General features: G+C 72.3%; 11 protein-coding genes and 3 tRNA genes. 4 read left to right on the forward strand and 10 right to left on the reverse strand.

The annotated features are described in order from the left end of the window. Positions 1-20: 20 nt before the first annotated feature. From CFW40_RS10435 to CFW40_RS10445, 3 genes are all read right to left on the reverse strand, one after another. Positions 21-980, reverse strand: a complete 960-nt coding sequence (locus CFW40_RS10435; protein WP_176956697.1) for a DUF5996 family protein — start codon at positions 978-980, stop codon at positions 21-23. Positions 981-1,156: 176 nt separating this feature from the next. Continuing rightward, complete coding sequence (locus CFW40_RS10440; protein ID WP_256331520.1) at positions 1,157-2,254, reverse strand: PP2C family protein-serine/threonine phosphatase; 1,098 nt, start codon at positions 2,252-2,254, stop codon at positions 1,157-1,159. A gap of 316 nt (positions 2,255-2,570) precedes the next feature. After that, entirely contained in the window at positions 2,571-3,371 is an 801-nt protein-coding gene (locus CFW40_RS10445; RefSeq protein WP_088797528.1) for an alpha/beta fold hydrolase, read from the reverse strand. 36 nt (positions 3,372-3,407) lie between these two features. Between CFW40_RS10445 and CFW40_RS10450 the strand changes: the two genes are divergently transcribed. Continuing rightward, positions 3,408-4,028 (forward strand): TetR/AcrR family transcriptional regulator, encoded by a 621-nt coding sequence (locus tag CFW40_RS10450; protein WP_088797529.1) that lies wholly within the window; start codon positions 3,408-3,410, stop codon positions 4,026-4,028. A gap of 177 nt (positions 4,029-4,205) precedes the next feature. Further along, positions 4,206-5,324: a hypothetical protein gene (locus CFW40_RS10455; RefSeq protein ID WP_088797530.1), complete on the forward strand. Its 1,119-nt coding sequence runs from the start codon at positions 4,206-4,208 to the stop codon at positions 5,322-5,324. Positions 5,325-5,693: 369 nt separating this feature from the next. On the opposite strand, the gene CFW40_RS10460 is transcribed toward CFW40_RS10455, so the two are convergent. From CFW40_RS10460 to CFW40_RS10470, 3 genes are all read right to left on the reverse strand, one after another. Beyond that, positions 5,694-5,767 (reverse strand) — tRNA-Ile (locus CFW40_RS10460). Positions 5,768-5,945: 178 nt separating this feature from the next. Further along, positions 5,946-6,018, reverse strand: a tRNA-Asn gene (locus CFW40_RS10465). A 5-nt stretch (positions 6,019-6,023) separates the two neighbouring features. Further along, positions 6,024-6,096: transfer RNA gene (locus tag CFW40_RS10470), tRNA-Asn, on the reverse strand. Between the two features lie 218 nt (positions 6,097-6,314). Between CFW40_RS10470 and CFW40_RS10475 the strand changes: the two genes are divergently transcribed. Together CFW40_RS10475 and CFW40_RS10480 are read left to right on the forward strand one after the other, a co-directional pair. After that, complete coding sequence (locus CFW40_RS10475) at positions 6,315-6,614, forward strand: hypothetical protein (protein ID WP_088797531.1); 300 nt, start codon at positions 6,315-6,317, stop codon at positions 6,612-6,614. Positions 6,615-6,680: 66 nt separating this feature from the next. Continuing rightward, positions 6,681-8,162, forward strand: coding sequence for an FGGY family carbohydrate kinase (locus CFW40_RS10480; RefSeq protein ID WP_176956531.1), 1,482 nt, complete (start codon positions 6,681-6,683; stop codon positions 8,160-8,162). A 212-nt stretch (positions 8,163-8,374) separates the two neighbouring features. Here CFW40_RS10480 and CFW40_RS10485 read toward each other — a convergent pair whose 3' ends face one another. The 4 genes from CFW40_RS10485 to CFW40_RS10505 form a co-directional block, all read right to left on the reverse strand. Continuing rightward, positions 8,375-9,670 (reverse strand): RNA polymerase sigma factor, encoded by a 1,296-nt coding sequence (locus CFW40_RS10485; protein WP_088797533.1) that lies wholly within the window; start codon positions 9,668-9,670, stop codon positions 8,375-8,377. Between the two features lie 187 nt (positions 9,671-9,857). Next, complete coding sequence (gene dnaG, locus CFW40_RS10490; RefSeq protein ID WP_088797534.1) at positions 9,858-11,774, reverse strand: DNA primase; 1,917 nt, start codon at positions 11,772-11,774, stop codon at positions 9,858-9,860. Between the two features lie 409 nt (positions 11,775-12,183). Further along, positions 12,184-13,278 (reverse strand): pyridoxal-phosphate dependent enzyme, encoded by a 1,095-nt coding sequence (locus CFW40_RS10500; protein ID WP_088797536.1) that lies wholly within the window; start codon positions 13,276-13,278, stop codon positions 12,184-12,186. A 9-nt stretch (positions 13,279-13,287) separates the two neighbouring features. Next, positions 13,288-14,553 (reverse strand): NAD(P)/FAD-dependent oxidoreductase, encoded by a 1,266-nt coding sequence (locus CFW40_RS10505; protein ID WP_088797537.1) that lies wholly within the window; start codon positions 14,551-14,553, stop codon positions 13,288-13,290. Positions 14,554-14,617 lie beyond the last annotated feature (64 nt).

Here is a 14,617-nt window from a genome sequence, read left to right on the forward strand (position 1 = left end):
CAGGGACTCCTCCCGGTCCCTTACGGGGCCGCCCCTCCCGTGTCCTCCCCCCGCAGACACGGGTCCGTCACCCCGCCCGGGCAGGCGAGCCGTTCACGGTCCCATCCGGCACGGCGGGCCCCGGCCCGATACGCGCTCTCGTAGAAACCGAGCACGGCGGCACGGGGATCGGCCGCGGCGCGGGCCTCGTCGTACGGCAGCACCGCCAAGTGGCTGCCGCCGCGGTCGGCCCACTGTGCCGCCGCGGGCTCCAGCGGCTCCTCGGCCAGGCCGGCGGGCTCCGGAGCGGTGTAGGAGTAGAACGCGGGCGCGGCGAAGGAGTCGTCGCCGAACCAGAAACCGAAGCTGATGACCTCCCGGGAGTACGCCTCCCGGGTCACCGGGTCGACCTTCGCGGGCTGGTCGATGTGCCGGTCGGAGAACCGGGTGTGGGCGATGTCGAAGGTGTGCCAGAAGTGATGCACCGGGCTGACCTTCCCCGCATAGCCCGCGGCGAACTCCTCCAGCACCGACGCCACCTGGCTGAGGACCTGCCAGTAGCGGGTGGCATGCCCGGCGTCGTACGTCGCATGCTCGGTGTCCTCGGCGAACGGCCGGCCGGCATCGGGCAGGTCGAACGGCCGGGGGACGGCGAGCTCCACCCGGACGCCCAGCGCGGCCAGCGCCTCCATGACCGCGGCGTAAAAAGACGCCACGGACTGACCGATGAGCGGAATGGAGAACGACCGGCCGTCCAGCGCCGCGACGACCAGCTGATGACCGACGAAGTCAAAATCGACCGTGAAGACCGGATTACCGTCGACCTGCCCCATCGGCCGGCTGGTGATGCCGCGTCCGGTGAGGTGGAACGGCACGTTCCACCAGTGGTTGCGCCGCGGAGCGGCCGCCAGCCGGACCTTCCCCACGATCTGAGCGAAGCGATGCAGCGTCTCTTTGGTGTCCCGCCACTCGGCGAACGGGATCGGCGGGAACAACTCCACCGTCATCACCTTCCCCTTCCCGCCCCGCGCTCCTGAGGCCGGGCGGACCGGGTGCCCATGATGGCCACGCGGGGGCCCAACGGCGTGCCGCCTCCCCGCAACACCCCTACCTGGACGCACAACACCACCCGGCCAACCCAAGACCGCGCAGCGCCGCCCTCCGGTCCGGGCCGGGTTTACTCCGAGGGTTCCCGCAGGCGTACCGCGAGGGCGGCGATGTCGTCGTCCAGGCGTCCTTTGCTGTAGCGGAGGAGGTCGCGGTGAAGAGCCGCCAGCAGCTCGTGGGGCGGCGTCGGGGGCTGTCGGCGCATCCAGGCCGCCAGCGGGAAGAACCCGCCGTCGCGGGCGCGGGCCTCGGCGATCCCGTCGGTGTAGAGGAGAAGCAGGTCGCCGGGGGCGAAGTCGAAGGTGTCGATGGTGTAGTGATCGCCGATCAGCTCGGCGAGGTTGAGCAGCGGCGAGGGGGTGGTGGGCTCGAGGGCCCGGAGTTCCCCGCGGTTCCTGAGCAGCGGCGGGGGGTGTCCGCAGTTGAGGATCTCGATGCGCCCGCCGTCGTGCGGGATCTCGACGAGAAGAGCGGTGGCGAAGCGCTCCATCGGCCCCTCGGGGGGAAAGGCGGCGTTGTAGCGGGCGCTGCTCGCGTCCAGCCGGCGCGCGACGCTGACCATATCGGCCTCGCCGTATGCGGCTTCCCGGAAGGAGTTGACGATCGCCGCGGCCGCCCCCACTGCCGGCAGGCCCTTGCCCCGCACATCGCCGATGAGCAGCCTGACCCCGTATCGCGTGTCGACCACCTCGTAGAAGTCCCCGCCGATACGGGCCTCCGCGGCGGCCGCGAGATACAGCGACTCGATCTCGACGCTTCCGAAGCGGCGCGGCATCGGGCTCAGCACCACCTGCTGCGCCGCGTCGGCGACGAGCCGCACCTGAAAGAGGGTCCGCTCCCGCTGGAGCCGGACGTGGCTGCCGTATGCGGCCGCCACGGTGACCGCGATGATCCCGGCAGCCGTCCACCACGTCCCCAGACCGGGGAACACGATGCTGAGGCCGATCATCAGAAAGAGGCAGACCGTCCCCAGCAGGACGGTGGGGAGCACCGGCCACATGGCGGCGGCGAGGGCCGGTGCCGCGGGCAGGAGGCGACTGAAGGCCATCTCCGGGGGAGTGGCATATGCCAGGCTGGCGATGACGACGGTCAGGATCACCGGCGACAGCCGCACCAGACTCCCCCGGCCGCGGCGACGACGAAGCCGCGGCCGTTCAGACTCGATCACACTTCACAGAATATCTACGCAAAGAGGACATAGCGCTCTGGCGGGTCGGAGTCGGCCGGCGGCGGCGCCGCGGGCAGGGGCACCGACCGCGACGGCGCCGCCCCTGCTCCGCGCGACTCCGGCGGGAGGCGGCGCAAAAGCAGACACGCCCGACAGGGGCCCGTGAAGCGGAAGGTCCGCCGTCCTGGTGCGTCGCGCCGGTGCCGTACCGGTGGCGTACCGGTGTCGTACCGGGGTAGCGGACCTTCTTGGTTCCGTGTCGGCGGGAGGGGTCGGGAGGGGGCTCGCCGGGTGGACAGCGGTCAGGGGTCAGCGGTCAGCGGTCAGCGGCGAGGCCATTGATCAGCCGGCCGAGCTCTTCAGGCGCCTGGATATGGGCCAGGTGCCCCTGACCGGGGAGCACATGGACTTCGGCACGGGTGACGCGCCGCCGGACGTCGTCGAACGACGTCCCGTAGGGGGCCGTTCCGTGATTGCACTGGCCGATGATCAGGTCGACACGGCCCGCCCGCCGTGCCATCTCATCCGGTGGCGGCGCCGAGTTGAGCGCGGCGAGCTCGGCGTGCGCCGGCCCGCTCAAGTCCCGTAGGGCCGCCCATTCCTGAGGGTCGGCCCGTAGGGCCTCGACCTGCGCCGTGTCGAGGCCGGCGATCCGCCGGCTCACGATCTCGACGGTGGCTTCCCGGTCCGCCGCCTCTTCAGCGGCCCGCAGCTCCGGCAGCACGTGAGCGCCGAACGGCCGCATCACCGGCTCGTAGGCAATCACCTGGCGCAGCGGACGATCATTGGCGGCCAGCAACGCGATCAGGCCGCCGTAGCTCCAGCCGAAGAGCGCCTGCGCGCCTTTGCACTCGTCGAGGATCACGCCGAGGTCCTCGACCTCCGTTTGCAGCGAGTAAGCGCTGGTCAACGGCCCCGAGGGGGCACGGCCCCGGCGGTTGACGACCGTCACCGACGGCCAGGCGTCGACGGCGGCCGCGACACGACGCCACCCGTGAGCGTCGCTCATCGCGCCCGGGACGACCACGAGACCCGGAGCGTCAGGCTCCCCGTGGACCTCGACCGTCACCCAACTGCCTCCGCCGACCGACAGCCTTTTCTGAATCGTTTGCTCCATAAAGCCATTATGGAGCAAACGCTCTACAATGCAAGGGTGCCTCAGCCAATCCGTGGACGCCCACGAGCCTTCGACCGCGACCGCGCGATCCTCGACGCCGCCCGCCTCTTCTGGCGACGCGGCTACTCCGGGACGTCGACCCGCGACCTCACCGCGGCCCTCGGACTCTCCACCTCCAGCCTCTACGCCGCCTTCGGCAGCAAAGCCGGGCTGTTCGAGGAAGCGGTGCGGACCTACGCCGAGCGCTACCGGGAGATCTACCGGCAGGCCGTCGCCGAGAAGGACCTCCGGACCGTCATCGACCAGATCCTCATCAACTCGGTCCACGAGTTCACCCAGCCAAGCGACGCTCATCCAGGCTGCCTTCTCAGCAGCGCCGCGATGACCGACAGCACGAACACGCTCGACACCAGCGCCCACTACGCCGAACTCCACGGCTGGAACGAGCGCGCCCTCCACGCACGCATCGAGCGAGCGGCCCAGGACGGCGAACTCGTCGCCGGGACCGACGTGGCGGCCCTGACCGGACTCGTCCAGTCCGTCGTGCACGGACTGTCCGTGCGAGCCAACCTCGGCACCTCCCGCGAGGACCTGCTGACGACGGCGCGCCTCGCCCATGAGCTGATCTGCCGTCAACTCACGTCACCGACCCCTTGACGCGGGACGGGTGACGTTGCCCCCGCTCACCGCCGACGTGGGCGACAGCCGGTACCCGTTCGCGTGGGAGCTGATGCTCCACTCCATGGCGGCGCTCCGGCCCCGCGGCGGGCGGAAAACACGTGGGCCGGCAGTCGCCGGGCTGCGACGATGCCCCTACTTCTCAGCGGAGGACATGTGTTCGCTTTCGTGTGTGGGGGGTGCGGCGCCAGGCTGACCACCCCGCTGTCCCAGGTTGCCCTGCCGGTGCACGCCCATCAGAAGTACGGGAACGGGCTTCAGCTCCCGGTACTCATGGAGTCGGGCACGTTCGCCGTGGACCCGGAGCCCTCGGGGCCGCCATGGCGGGCGTGGGAGGAGATCGGTCAGGACGAGGCGGCGGCTCGCGGCATCCATGCGCCGGTCCACGCCCTGTCCGACGGCGCGTCCGGCGCGATCGTCATCGCCCCCGGAGATGCACGCGGCACCCGGCTGATCCCGGAGAAAGGCGGCGGCTACTGCTGCGGCCTCGACGGGGCCGAGGGCCCCAACGTGGCCTGCGAGGCGTGCGGGCTGCCCGTGGCGAGCAGGATCGACGACTGTTCGCTCTGGCAGGCGGTGTGGCTCGACCCGAACGCCGTGCGCCGCTGCCCCGTCGACGACGCCGACGCCGCACCGCTCTCCTGGGCGGAGCTGACGGCGAAAGGGACCGGCACACCTCCGTTCGAGCCGATCGCCATGTGGGGATCGCGGCCGGGGTCGGACCGCCTGTGGTTATGGAGCCCGCAGTGGGAGGCGGCAGCCGGCCGCGCGCTCGCCCACCTGCTGGCGGCCTCGGAAGGCCGGCCGGTGACGGTCCCGGACGGCCTGATCGCGGACGTGTTCCAACGCGCCCTCGACGCCCTGCTGCCCGTGGGTCCACCGGCACGGCACGCCGTCCTGGCGGGACCGGGGCGGCCCGCCCCCGACGCGGACGCGGACATCCTCCTCGTGCCGACCCACCCACAGACGGGGGAGGCATGGGCCCCGGCCGGCCCGGCCGCCTCGACGTACCCGGTGCCGCTGCCGTTCGGGGTGTGGCTGTGGCTGGCCTTCCCCGAACCGCACCTGCCCGTCCCCGCGTCGGGCGGCATGCCCGACGGCGTCCTCCGCGACGACCCGCCCGCGCCACGCCCCCGTCACCCGTTCCGGGCCGACGCGGAAGCGTTCCGGCACGCCCTGGTCCGGCTGCCGGCCGTCCGCAGCCCGTGGCTGCGCGAAATCCTCGACAGCCTCACGGAGCACATCCGCGCCGGCTTCTTCTGGCCGACCGGCTGAACGCACTGACGCCCCTTCTCCGGCGGAAGCCGGCGCCAGGAGCTCGCGGCCGGCTCGGTTCTCAAGGGGGTGCGCGGCCGCTGCGCCAGTCGAGGCCGGGGCCCTGCGGGGCGAGGATCTGAAGGCCGGGCAGTCGGCGAGGGGCAGCGCGCTCTCCCAACTCCCCCATGGGTGAGGGAAGGCAGCCCCGGGCCTCCGTGCGACCCGGCGGGCCCTGGGTGTCGGTGTCCCCTACATGGCCCCTGCGCGTCCCCTGCGCGTCCACTGGATCTTGGTCTGAACGGCTGAACGGGGGCCGCCGCACTGTGGCGGTGGCCCCCGTTCTGACGTTTCCCCAGGTAGAAAGGGGCTTCGCCCTGGGTGCTGCGGTGGGGCGGGTGGGACTCGAACCCACGGCCGACGGATTATGAGTCCGCTGCTCTAACCGGCTGAGCTACCGCCCCCCACGGCGCGTCGCGCACATTTGTGCGCGCCGTCTGCCGCAGCATAGCCGCTCATACGATCTGTTGCCCGTGAGGGCTGCCGTCGCGCGACCACGCACGCCCAAGAGGACTTCGATCACGGGTCGTTCGGTTCCACGGCACAAGAAAAAGGACCCCTTGCGGGGCCCTCTTCTCTCTGCTCCCCCGACTGGACTCGAACCAGTAACCCTCCGGTTAACAGCCGAATGCTCTGCCAATTGAGCTACAGGGGACCGAGCTCCCCCGACTGGACTCGAACCAGTAACCTGCCGGTTAACAGCCGGCTGCTCTGCCAATTGAGCTACAGGGGATTGCTCTGTGTGCCTCGAATGCACCGCAGTCCGGGGTTCCGGACGGCGCGCGTTCGCTGCGACACATACATTAGCGCAAGCAGGGGGGTGCTCCGCCAATCGGTATCGCCTCAGGTCACCTCGGGTGATCTCCGGCCCCGGAGGGTAGGCGCGCGTCACAGCCAGACACTCCGGTGCGTACCGGCGCCGGAGGGGTCCGACGACAGGAAGGTGGAGCAATGCGCTACCGGCTCACGTTCATCGCGGGACTGGCCACGGGGTATGTGCTCGGCGCACGGGCCGGCCGGGAACGGTACGAACAGCTCCGCAAGGCCGCCCAGCGGGTCACGCAGAATCCGGCGGTCCGGAACACCGCGGAGTCCGCCGCGCTGACCGGGCGCGAGGCGGCGTCGAAGGCGTTCGGGACGGTGTCGGCCAAGGTCGGCGACCGGCTGCCCGACTCGGTCAGCGCGCGGGTCCGCTCGCTGCGCGAGCAGCGCTCCCCCGACGAGGACGACTGGGGCACGAGCAATACCTGAGCCGGGGCCCCCGGCGGCAAACCCTGACGCTGCTCCTATGCGTCGTATGGGGCATCATCTGGGTGCATGGGGATAGTCGCCGGATTGGACAGTTCGTCCGAGAGCACACGGATCGTCGTCTGCGATGCGGACACAGGTGCCGTCATCAGGCAGGGGTATGCGCCGCACCCTGTCGAGAAGGGGCCCGAGGCCGATCCGCAGGCGTGGCTGATCTCACTCGGCGAGGCGGCGGGCCGGGGGCTGCTCGAAGGGGTGCAGGCGATCGGTGTCTCCGCGCAGCCGCACGGCCTGGTCCCGCTGGATGTCGAGGGCAATCTCGTACGCCCGGCGCTGGTGGGCAATGACAAGCGGGCACAGAGCGCGGCCGCGGACCTGATCGACGCCCTGGGCGGGCGCAGCGCGTGGGCGCAGGCCGTCGGGGCGGTGCCGCAGGCGACGCATGCGGTGACGAAGATGCGCTGGCTGGCGCGTACGGAGCCGGCGCATGCGGCCCGGATCGCGGAGATCATGCAGCCGCACGACTGGCTGGCATGGCAGCTGCTGGGGCGTCCCGCGCGGCGTACGACGGACCGCGGCGGGGCCTCGGCGACGGGCTTCTGGTCGGCGGCGACCGAGACCTACCGGCCGGATCTGGTGGAGCTGGCGCTGGGCCATCAGGTGCGGCTGCCAGAGGTGCTGAGCCCGTCGGGGACGGCCGGGTTCACCCCGGAGGGGCTGCTGATCTCGGCGGGTACGGGCGAGACGATGGCGGCGGCCTTCGGGCTCGGTGTCGGGGTGGGTGACGCCGTGGTGTCGCTGGGCGCCTCGGGGTCGGTGTTCGGGATCCATCACGAGGCACTGGCCGACCCGACCGGGACGATCAGCTCGTTCGCGGACGCGACCGGCCGGCATCTGCCCGTCGTGCACACCAGCAACGCCGTGCGGGTGCTGCGCGGTGCGGCGGAGATGCTGGGGACGGATCTGGAGGGCCTGTCCGAGCTGGCGCTGAAGTCCTCGCCCGGTGCGTACGGCATGGTGCTGCTGCCGTATCTGGAGGGCGAGCGGACGCCGCATCTGCCGCACACCGCCGGGTCGTTGCACGGGATGCGCCGGGAGAGCATGAAGCCGGAGCACATGGCGCGGGCGGCCGTGGAGGGCATGCTCTGCGGGCTGGCGGACGCGCTGGATGTGCTGCGCGGGCGGGGCGTGGCGGTGCGCCGGGTGTTCCTGCTGGGGGCGGCCGCCGAGCTGGGTGCCGTGCAGGCGGTGGCGCCGGGGCTGTTCGGGGTGCCGGTCGTGGTGCCGCAGCCGGCCGACTACGCGGCGCTGGGCGCGGCGCGGCAGGCGGCCTGGGCGTGGGGGGTGGCGCACGGCACGCTCACCCCGGCACCCGGTGCGGAGACGGGCCCGGGCGGCGGGGCCGCCTGGGTCGATCCGCCGCAGTGGCCGGCCGCCGCGAGCCAGGTCTTCGAGCCCGGTGAGGAGCTGGCGGTCGGACAGGCCGTGCGCCAGCAGTACACGACGGTGCGTGACGAGGCCCATCCGGGGGCGTTCCAGCGGTCGGCGTGAGCGGGGGCGGGAGCCGCCGGGCCAATAGTCCGGGAGCCCAGTGGTCGGGCCCTCGCGCGGCCCGGCCCTCGCGCGGCCCGGCGGCGGGGTGCGCCCGCGGTCCGGCGGCCGGGGCTCGTGGCCCGGCGCCCGAGTGCTCCGGCGCCCGAGTGCTCCGGCGGCCCGGCGGTCCCACGGCGCCACAGCCCCGCGGTCCCGCGGCCCGGGTTGCCTCAGTCGAGGTAGCCGCGGAGCTGGTCGGCGAAGGCGTGGTCGCGGAGCTTGTTGAGGGTCTTGGACTCGATCTGCCGTATGCGTTCGCGGGTGACACCGAAGATCCGGCCGATCTCCTCCAGGGTGCGGGGGCGGCCGTCGGCGAGGCCGTAGCGGAGCTGGACGACCTTGCGTTCGCGTTCGCCGAGGGTGGACAGGACCGCGTCGAGGTGTTCGCGGAGCAGCAGGAACGCGGCGGATTCGACGGGTGAGGCGGCGTCGCCGTCCTCGATGAGGTCGCCGAGCGCGACGTCCTCCTCCTCGCCGACGGGTGCGTGCAGCGAGACCGGTTCCTGGGCCAGCCGCAGCACCTCGCTGACGCGTTCCCCCGTCAGGTCGAGGTGGGCGGCGACCTCCTCGGGGGTGGGCTCGTGGCCGCGTTCCTGGAGCAACCGGCGCTGGACCCGCACCACGCGGTTGATCAGCTCGACGACATGGACCGGGACGCGGATGGTCCGGGCCTGGTCGGCCAGCGCGCGGGACATCGCCTGGCGGATCCACCAGGTGGCGTAGGTGGAGAACTTGTAGCCGCGGGCGTAGTCGAATTTCTCGACGGCGCGGATCAGTCCGAGGTTCCCCTCCTGGACGAGGTCGAGCATGGTCAGCCCGCGGCCGACATAGCGCTTGGCGACGGAGACCACCAGACGCAGGTTGGCCTCGATCAGGCGGCGCTTGGCCATCCGGCCCAGCACCACCAACCGGTCGAGGTCGTGGGCGAGTTGGGAGGACAGGTCGGGGGTGGTGGTGAGCTTCTCCTCGGCGAAGAGGCCGGCCTCGACGCGGCGGGCCAGCTCGACCTCCTCGGCGGCGGTCAGCAGGGGGATCCGGCCGATCTCGCGGAGGTACTGGCGGAAGAGATCGGCGGACGGGCTGCCGGCCTCGGGGCGCGGTGCCGGCTCCGGGATGATCTCCTCGATGATCATTTCGGCGGCGGGCGGTTCTGCCTGTTGCGGCACGGTGAGCGGGTCCAGGGCCTGTTCCGGGAGCTGTGCCGGGAACGATTCCGCGTCCGGTTCGGCGTCGGGTTCCGCATCCCGTTCCGCGTCCGGTTCCGTGACCGGCTCTGCTGCGGGCGGCGCGTCGGCGAGGGTCTGGGTCTGCACGGGGGCGACCTCCAGGGTGATCGCTGCTGAGGCGGCAGAAAGGTCGGGCACGGTTGCGGCCGAGCCGCTGTCCGTCCCGTACGTCACAAGCGGTTGTGCGGGGGATTCCGGCGCGGTGCGACCGGGCCCGCCGCGCTCCGAGGACTCAGGCACCGCTTCTCAGTGTGGAGTACGACACACCCCCGCCACGAGGGGCGTGCGACCACTTTTTGAGTCCGGTCCGTGACCGGACGGCTACCGCGGGGAGTGTCCGGGGGTGTTAGGAGGCCTCACGGTGTGCCCTGAGGGGTCGCCCCGGACGCGTCCCGGACGCCCCCGGACGCGCCCCCGACAGGACGTCCTACAGGGCGGCGTAGCCGCGTTCGCGCAGGGACTGGCCGTACTGCTGGAGGACCCAGAGTTCGTTCTGTACGGCGGCGAGGTGCTCGGGGTCGGCGCGGGGGCCGAGACGCTGGAGGGTGCCGCGGATTTCGGTGACGCGCCGGTTGACGGCGGCGAGGCGGACGGCGACCAACTGGACGCCGGCATAGGCCTCGTCGGGATCGCGGCGGGTGTGCAGCGGTTCGACGGCGAGCTCGGTGACCATGGCGCGGACGGTGTCGTCGGGGGCGGCCTCCCGCACCCGGGGGACATACGCGTTGTCGGCGGCGCCGGCCGCGGCGCCGCCGGCGGCCTCGATGCACTGGCGGACCACGGCGTAGGGCGGGGCGGTGAACTCGTCGGCACCGTAGGCGTCGAAGGCCGGGGAGACCAGGTCGGGGCGCTGCAGCGCGAGCTTCAGCAGCTCGCGCTCGACGCGGTGGGCGGGGCTGCGGAGGTTGAGCGCCGGGCCGCGCGGGCCGGGCGCGGGGCGGGGCTGCTCGGCGGCCGGGGGCTGGCCCCGGCGCTGCTGACGGCCCTGTTCGGGGCCGCCGTCGCGGCCGCGCTCACGGGCCCAGCGGGCGAGCTGGCTGACCCGGCGGACGACGAACTGGGTGTCCAGGATGCCGAGCATGCCGGCGAGCTGGACAGCGGATTCGTGCTGGATGGAGCTGTTCTTGATGTTCGCGACGATGGGGGCGGCCTCGTCGAGGGCGGCGGCGCGGCCGACGGTGGTGTCGAGGTTGTGCCGGGAGACGACATGGCGCAGCGCGAACTCGAAGAGCGGGGTGCGGGCCTCGACGAGGTCGGCGACGGCCGCATCCCCCTTGGCGAGCCGCAGGTCGCAGGGGTCCATCCCGCCGGGGGTGATGGCGATGGAGGTCTCGGCGGCGAACTTCTGGTCGTCCTCGAAGGCGCGCAGGGCGGCCTTCTGGCCCGCGGCGTCGCCGTCGAAGGTGAAGACGACCTCGGAGCCGGCGTTGTCCATCAGGAGGCGGCGGAGGATCTTGATGTGGCCCTCGCCGAAGGACGTGCCGCAGGTGGCGATGGCGGTGGTGACTCCGGCCAGATGGCAGGCCATGACGTCCGTGTAGCCCTCGACGACGACCGCGCGGTTGGTCTTGGCGATCTCCTTCTTGGAGAGGTCGATGCCGTAGAGGACCTGGGACTTGCGGTAGATGGGGGTCTCGGGGGTGTTGAGGTACTTGGGACCGTTGTCGTCGTCGCGGAGCTTGCGGGCGCCGAAGCCGACGACCTCGCCGGCGATATCGCGGATCGGCCACATCAGGCGGCCGCGGAAGCGGTCGATGGGGCCGCGGCGGCCCTCCTGGGAGAGGCCGGAGAGCACCAGCTCCTGGTCGCTGAAGCGGCGGCCGCGCAGGAAGCGGGTGAGGTGGTCCCAGCCGGCCGGGCTGTAGCCGACGCCGAAGTGCTGGGCGGCTGCTTGGTCGAAGCCGCGCTCGGCGAGGAACTTGCGGGCGATCTCGGCCTCGGGGCCGTCCAGCTGCTCGACGTAGAACTGGGCGGCGGCCTTGTGGGCCTCCACCAGGCGGGTGCGCTCGCCCTGCTGGCGGCCGGGGGTGTAGCCGCCTTCCTCGTAGCGCAGGGTGATGCCGGCCTGGGAGGCCAGTCGCTCGATGGTCTCGGCGAAGGAGAGGTGGTCGAGCTTCATGATGAAGTCGACGGTGTCGCCGCCCTCCTGGCAGCCGAAGCAGTGGTAGAGCCCCTTGGCCGGGCTGACGTGGAAGGACGGGGACTTCTCGTCGTGGAACGGGCACAGGCCCTTGAGGTTGCCGCCGCCGGCGTTGCGGAGCTGGAGGTATTCGGACACGACGGCGTCGATCGGGACCGCGTCCCGCACCGCCTTCACATCGTCATCGTTGATCCTGCCTGCCACGCGTGAATTCTACGGCCGGGGTCGGACACTCCTGGCCGGAGGCGTCGGGGGACGTCGGCGGGTGGCCGGGAGATCTTCCGCGGGTGGCCCGGACGCGTCGGCGAGTGGCCTGGAGGTTCCGCGAGCGCTGATCGTTTTTCTCCCCCCACCCCCGAACCCACCCCCGCCCCCTCCCCCGAAGGGGGAGGAGGGGGAAGGGGGCGGGGGAGCGGACTGGAGCGGAGCAGGCCGGAAGGCCGGAAGGCCGGAAGGCCGGAAGGCCGGAAGGCCGGAAGGCCGGAAGGCCGGAAGGCCGGAAGGCCGGAAGGCCGGAAGGCCGGAAGGCCGGAAGGCCGGAAGCGCCCAAGGCCGGGGAACCCGGCCCCCCGGCCCCCACCCCCGGAGACCGCCCACCAGGCCGCATCGCCGTTCACCCCAGTAGTTCCAGGAACCTCTGCAGGCCCACGTTGCCGCCCGAGATGATCACGCCGACGCGGGGCGGGTGGGGGGACCGCCCAGGCCGCCCAAGCCGTCCCGGCCGTTCAGGCGTCGGTGGAAGGTCGATGCGCCCGGCGAGCAGGGCGGCCAGGGCGGTGGCGCCGCTGGGCTCGGTGACGATCTTGAGGCGTTCGAAGGCCAGCTTCATGGCCTCGCGGATCTCGTCGTCGCTGACCAGGGCGACCGAGTCGAGCAGCCACCGGTTGAGGGAGAAGGTCAGCTCGCCGGGGGTTTCGACGGCCTGGCCGTCGGCGATGGTGCGCGGGACGGGCACGGTGACGCGGTGGCCGGCGGCCAGTGAGCGCCGGGTGTCGTCGCCGGCCTCCGGTTCCACGCCGATCATCCGGATGCCGGGGACCAAGGCGGTCGCGGCGGTGGCGGCGCCGGCCATCAGGCCGCCCCCGCCGACCGGGACGAGCAGGGCGTCGAGCGGGCCGGTCTCCTCGATCAGTTCCAGGGCGGCGGTGCCCTGGCCCGCGATGATGTGCGGATGGTCGTACGGCGGGATCAGGATGAGGTCGCGCTCCTCGGCGATCTTGCGGCCGAGGGCGACACGGTCCTCGGTGTACCGGTCGTAGGTGACGATCTCGGCGCCGTATCCGGCGGTGGCGTCCTGCTTGGACTTCGGGGAGTCCTCGGGCATCACGATGACGGCGTGGCTGCCCAGCTCCCGGGCGGCGAGGGCGACGGCCTGGGCGTGGTTACCGGAGGAGTAGGCGGCGACGCCGCGGGCCAGTTGCTGCGGGGAGAGCCGGGAGAGGGCGTTGTAGGCGCCGCGGAACTTGAAGGCGCCGACCCGCTGGAAGTTCTCGCACTTGAGGTGGACCTCGGCGCCGGTCAGCGCGTCCAGGGTGCGGGAGCGCAGGACCGGTGTGCGGTGGGCCACGCCTGCCAGCCGCCGGGCGGCGTCCCGGACGTCGTCGAAGGTGACGGCCGGGACGCCGGCGCTGCCGGGGTCGGAGCCCGAGCCGGAGCCAGAAGCAGCGCCGGAGTCGGAGCCGGTGAAACCATGGTGGTTCTGCGTCATACGCGCACGCTACGGGAGCAGCGAGGCCAGCGGAACCTCCGGATCGGCCAGTGCCTCGGGCCGCAACCGTGCCCCGCCGCGGATCAGTTGCTGGATGGATTCGGCGACGTCCCAGACGTTGACGTTCATCCCCGCGAGCAGCCGGCCGTCCGCGCCGAGCCAGAAGGCGATGAACTCCCGTTTGGCGACATCGCCGCGGCAGACGACCTGGGCGTACGAGCCGGGCGGGGCGTAGCCGGAGTACTCCATGCCGATGTCGTACTGGTCGGAGAAGAAGTACGGGATGCGGTCGTAGCTGATGTCCTGGCCGAGCATGGCGCGCGCGGCGGCCGGGCCGCCGTTGAGGGCGTTGGCCCAGTGCTCGACCCGCAACCGGGTGTCCAGCAGGGGGTGATCGGCGGCGGCGACGTCCCCGGCGGCGTAGATGAACGGGTCGGAGGTGCGCAGCGCCGCGTCGACGGCCACCCCGCCGCCGGCTTCCGGGTCGGCGAGGTCCAGCCCGGCCTGTTCGGCGAGCGCGGTGCGCGGGGCGGCGCCGATCGCGGCGAGCACATCGTGGGCGGGGTGCTCCTCGCCGTCGTCGGTGCGCACCGCGAGCACCACGCCGTCCTGCCCGACGATCTCGGTGAAACGGGCGCCGAAGTGGAAGCGGACGCCGTGTTCACGGTGCAGATCGGTGAACAGACCGCCGAGTTCGGGGCCCAGGATGCCGTGCAGCGGGGTCGGGGCGGCCTCGACGATGGTCACCTCGGCGCCGTAGGAACGGGCCGCCGCGGCGACCTCCAGGCCGATCCAGCCGGCCCCGGCGATGACCAGATGGCCGTTGTCCCTGCCGAGGGAGGCCAGGACGCCACGCAGCCGTTCGGCGTGGGCGAGGCGGCGCAGGTGGTGCACGCCGGCCAGGCCGGTGCCGGGGATCTCCAGGCGGCGGGGTTCGGCGCCGGTGGCCAGCAGCAGCTTGTCGTAGGCGATCAGGGTGCCGTCGCCGAGGCGGACCGTTTTGGACCCGGGGTCCAGGCGGATGGCGGGCTGGCCGAGGTGCAGCTCGATGTGGGCCTGGGCGTACCAGGCGGGCTCGTGGACGAACACGCTGTCGCGCTCTTCCTTGCCGAGCAGGAACCCCTTCGAGAGCGGGGGGCGCTCGTACGGGTGGTCGCGCTCGTCACAGATGAGGATCACCCGGCCGGTGAATCCCTCCGCGCGGAGAGTTTCCGCGGCCTTTGCGCCGGCCAGGCCACCCCCGACGATGACGAACGTCTGGTGTGCGTCGACCACTTGTTTTCCTCCTCGTTGCGGTGCCGTACGTCCGCGTCCGCGTCCGTAAACGCCCCCCCTGTTG

The organism is Streptomyces sp. 2114.4, assembly GCF_900187385.1.
Classification (GTDB): domain Bacteria; phylum Actinomycetota; class Actinomycetes; order Streptomycetales; family Streptomycetaceae; genus Streptomyces; species Streptomyces mooreae.